At 60.5% G+C, this 565-nt stretch carries 1 protein-coding gene; it reads right to left on the bottom strand.

The annotated features are described in order from the left end of the window. A partial coding sequence (locus QQJ79_RS15900) for a TrkH family potassium uptake protein (RefSeq protein ID WP_284223915.1) occupies positions 1–565 on the bottom strand: 565 nt, incomplete at both ends.

Genomic DNA, 565 nt, shown 5'->3' with positions numbered 1-565 from the left:
GGTCATCAGGAAGATGCCGAACACCAAAATCACCAGGAACCAGCGGACCTGGCTGTCATTGGCAAGGCTGCCGGGTTGTCCCTGTGTCAGGCGCATATACAGCAGGAAGGGCAGGCCGCCAAGGATCATGAAGACCACGGCAACGGCGTCAATCAGGGCATTGTCAAAATGCCCCATGGACCCGTCCGAGGTCGAGAAACCGGCGGTCGAAATGGTGGTCATGGCATGGGCCACGGCCTCAAAGAAGCTCATGCCCGCCAGATAATAACAGATGGTGCAGATGATGCTGAGGATCAGGTAGATGGAGCCGATGCTCTTGACGATCTCGGCAACGCGGGGCAGGGCCTTTTCCGACGAGGCTTCCGCCCCCTCCATGCGGAATAGCTGCATTCCGCCGACCCGCAGCAGCGGCAGGATGGCGATGGCCATGACAATGATGCCAATGCCGCCCAGCCATTGCAGCAGGGCGCGCCACAGCAAGATGCCCGGCGGGGCGAAATCAAGGCCTGTCAACACGGTGGAGCCGGTGGTGGTCAGCCCGGACATGGCCTCGAAATAGGCATCT

The sequence above is a fragment of the Brevundimonas denitrificans genome (assembly GCF_030160755.1).
GTDB lineage: Bacteria > Pseudomonadota > Alphaproteobacteria > Caulobacterales > Caulobacteraceae > Brevundimonas > Brevundimonas denitrificans.
Note: the sequence above shows the minus strand (reverse complement) of the source record. Positions and strands in the feature narration are given on the sequence as shown.